This window comes from Sulfurovum sp. bin170, from assembly GCF_010892395.1.
In the GTDB taxonomy this organism is placed as follows: domain Bacteria; phylum Campylobacterota; class Campylobacteria; order Campylobacterales; family Sulfurovaceae; genus UBA1140.
Genome location: NZ_JAACKB010000059.1, coordinates 1 through 3809, shown reverse-complemented (window position 1 = coordinate 3809; position 3809 = coordinate 1). Strand labels below are relative to the sequence as shown.

The 3809-nt window shown below is 38.2% G+C and carries 3 protein-coding genes; 2 read left to right on the top strand and 1 reads right to left on the bottom strand.

All coding sequences use genetic code 11. The annotated features are described in order from the left end of the window. Window positions 1-60 precede the first annotated feature (60 nt). Window positions 61-1506, bottom strand: coding sequence for an L-aspartate oxidase (gene nadB / locus GSY74_RS01365; RefSeq protein ID WP_164663309.1), 1446 nt, complete (start codon window positions 1504-1506; stop codon window positions 61-63). A gap of 115 nt (window positions 1507-1621) precedes the next feature. Between nadB and GSY74_RS01360 the strand changes: the two genes are divergently transcribed. Then, a complete protein-coding gene (locus GSY74_RS01360) occupies window positions 1622-2068 on the top strand; it encodes a hypothetical protein (protein ID WP_164663307.1) in 447 nt (148 codons plus the stop codon). Beyond that, window positions 2065-3809: excinuclease ABC subunit UvrC (uvrC, locus tag GSY74_RS01355; protein ID WP_164663306.1), on the top strand; the 1745-nt coding region annotated here is incomplete at its 3' end. The genes GSY74_RS01360 and uvrC, both read left to right, overlap by 4 nt.

The window sequence follows — 3809 nt, the reverse complement described above, 5'->3', positions numbered from 1 at the left end:
ATATTTTTAAAATGTTTTTTTAAATTTTAAATACCATTTGTTTGGTCGGTGTTACCGACCCTACGCGATATAATGTGTTCCCAGTGATTTCTTGCGTTTTAATGCTGCTTCTACAATTGCTGAAGCGGTATTTAATCTAAGCTCTAAGAGTCGTCCAATATCTCTGTTTTTCATATCAAAAATAACATTTTTTGCCTCTAAAAGAGCTTTTTTTGTTCTGATAATTCCTATATCATCCCACATGATTTTTCGTAGTCGATGCTTATATACTTTATCATTCTCATGATGAACAATATTTTTGTACTCTTTATCAAAAATTGGGGTTGAAACTTCTGTCTGCTCTTTGGATAGTAGATGGTCAACTGCTCTTTTGGCAAAAACTACACCCTCTAGCAGTGAGTTGGATGCCAAACGGTTTGCACCATGTACTCCTGTTGAGGCGGCTTCACCGATAACATACAACCCATCTATCCCCTCTACACAACCATCTGTATCTGATTTGATTCCACCTACTGCGTAGTGAAATGCTGGTGAGATAGGGACTCTATCTTTTGGAAAACTGTAACCAATCGCAGCAAAACTTCTTGTGATATTTGGAAACCTCTTTTCAAACCACTCCTCTTCAAACATAGAAAAGTCAAGATATGCCTCCTCTCCTGTTTTGCGTTTGTGGTCAAATATCGCACGGCTTACAATATCACGACTAGCCAACTCCCCTCTCTCATCATAATCAAAGAGAAATCGCCTCCCATCCTCTGCCACTACAAAAGCACCCTCACCTCTTAGTGCTTCGGTGAGCAGGAGTTTTCTAGCAAATGGAGTCTTGACAAATACTGTTGGGTGAAACTGCATCATCTCCATATCAACTAACTCTATCCCTTTTTCGACACAGATACCATGAATATCAGCAGATACTGTCCTAGAGTTTGTGTTATATGCATAAAGTGAACCAACTCCACCAGAGGCGATAATCACATCATTTGCATAGATAGTCTCGTGCCGATAGTTGACTAGTGCTTTTACTCCAAAACATCGCCCATTTTCAATCAACAAATCATAAACAAGGGTGTTTCTCTGCAACATATGCTTGTTCTCTAGCATCATAAAGTAGTGCATATAACGCCCAGTTGCATCTCCTCCTGCATGAACAATTCGCTCTGCTGAATGGGCTGCCTCTTTTGTGTAGAGCAGATTTCCACGCTCATCACAATCAAACTTCATACCTTTGTCGATAATATCTTTGGTAGTAGCAATAGAGGTGCGACTCATTATCTCTACTGCCTCTTTGTCATTGTGAAATGCTCCTGCTGCCATTGTATCTTCGACATGAAGTGCAATATCATCTTCGTCTAACGCTGTTACCATTCCACCTTGGGCGTAAAAGGTGTTACACTCCCATGGAATATCTTTGCAAACTACTAAAACTTTTTTGCTTTTTGGTAGATTCATGGCGGCATATAGTCCTGATGCACCTGCACCGATTATTAACACATCGTATTTTTTCACTGTTTTACCCCTTTTTGTTCGGTGTTACCGAACCTACATCTGCTTTCCAATAAGGGTCGGCTTTGTATCCACACCCTGATAGTAGCAAAAAGCTAAAAGATGTTATAATCAACACATGAAAAAAGCTAACTCTATTCTCTCTCATATTCTTCACCTACCTCAATTTAAAACACTTAAGAGCCACTACTGCTATCAAAAGTTTATATCACTTCTCAACCCAAGATTTCAAAAAGCCATCGCCTTTGTCTATGTGCGACAAGATACACTCTTTGTTGCTCTTTCACACCCTGGGTTTAAAATGGAGCTTAATTATAATAAAGATTTATTAAAAAATCTATTAACAATGTTGGCAAAACATGATGAGAAGTGCAAATCTCTAAAAGTGAGTAAGGTGGTACTATTTAACTCGAAGCATAATAGTATAATAAGAGAGAAAAAGATAGAGGATACAGTTCCACATTATGAGGAGATGGCTTGGGGAGAGTTTACTATAGAGAGTGAGGATAAAGAGTTAAGGGAGGCTTTTGAGAAGATTAGAGAGTCTATTGAGCAACAGATATGATAAAAACTATACAAAACTTACCAACAGAAGCAGGGGTCTACCAGTACTTTGACAAAAATAGTCGATTACTTTATGTGGGAAAAGCCAAAAATCTCAAAAATAGAGTCAAAAGCTACTGGCGTTTTAGTCCAAAGTTTCATCCTAATCCTAATTTGAATATTAGAATTACGAGAATGTTGGAACAGGCTGTTAGGGTTGATTATATTGTAGTTGATAGTGAGACTGATGCTCTTGTGCTTGAGAACTCACTTATTAAACAGCTCAAACCTAAGTATAATATCTTGTTACGAGATGACAAGACCTATCCATATATCTATATAGATGAGAGTCAAGATTTTCCACGATTTGAGCTTACACGCAAGGTTGTGAAAGGGAAGAGTATCTCCTATTATGGTCCTTTTCCAAATGGTGGCAAAGTGTTGCTTGATACGCTTTATGAGGTCTTTCCATTGGTACAAAAAAAATCTTGTCTGCGTGGGGGAAAGGCTTGTCTTTTTTATCAAATAGGCAGATGTTTGGCTCCTTGTGAAGGGAAAGTGTCTGTTAAAGAGTATCAAAAAACTGTTGAGAATGCTAAAAAAGCTATTATAAAACGGAGTATATTGGTAGAGATTTTAAATGATAGGATGATGGAACTTGCTATCGCTGAACGCTTTGAAGAGGCTACTACTCTGCGTGATAATATCAAGACTATTCAGGCGTTGACTATTAGCTCAAATATCGACTTAGCTAGGCAGGAGGATATGGATATATTTGCTATAATCAATGGAGATACCAAGGGGGTAATTGTTAAACTATTTATGCGTGAGGGGAAGATAATATCTTCGGATTTTTCTACCTTTAGAGGGGTGGATATATATGATGAGAGTGAGGCTTATAGACAGGCTTTGTTGGAGTTCTATAGCTATGACTCACCACAGATTTCTAAGACGATATTGGTAGCACACCCTTTTGATGACCAAGAGATGGTGAGCCAACTACTCTCTGCTAGATTTTCTAAAAAGATAGAGATAGCACACCCTAAGATAGGAGCAAAAGCTAAGCTTGTTAAACTAGCAATAACAAATGCCCATGAGATTTTGAAACAAGAGAGTAGGAAAAAAGAGGAGATAGAACCTAAAATATCTACATTGTTTGAATTAGATTTAATTCCTTATAAAATTGAAAGCTTTGACAACTCACATATGATGGGAGTTGCTACTGTTGGTGCGATGGTTGTTTGGAGTGAGAGTCGTTGGGATAGAGCTTCATATCGTAGATATGCACTAGAGGCAAAAGATGAGTATGGTCAGATGAGGGAGATGCTCTCTAGGCGTATTGCAAATTTTGCAGAGAATTCACCTCCTGACCTATGGATACTTGATGGAGGAGATACGCTTTTACAACTGGCTTTAAGACTACTTCGCAAGGCAGGAGTGACTCTTGATGTTATTGCGATAGCAAAAGAGAAACTTGATTCCAAAGCTCACCGTGCAAAAGGTGCAGCAAAAGATATTATCTATACCAAAGAGTCTGTTTTTGAGCTAAAAACTACAGACAAAAGACTGCTGTGGGTACAGAGACAGAGAGACGAGGCACACCGTTTTGCTATAGCCTATCATCAAAACAGAAAACGGAAAGAGGATACAAAAAATTCACTACTTGAAAAAAAGGGAATTGGTCCTGCAACAATCAAAAAACTGGTTAACTATTTTGGAACATTTGAGGCTATAAACCAAGCAAGTTTTAATGAACTTTCAGT

What these genes read in the sequence shown, in the direction of transcription:
- GSY74_RS01360 (WP_164663307.1), top strand. Translation starts at nt 1,622, where the DNA reads ATGAAAAAAGCTAACTCTATTCTCTCTCATATTCTTCACCTACCTCAA.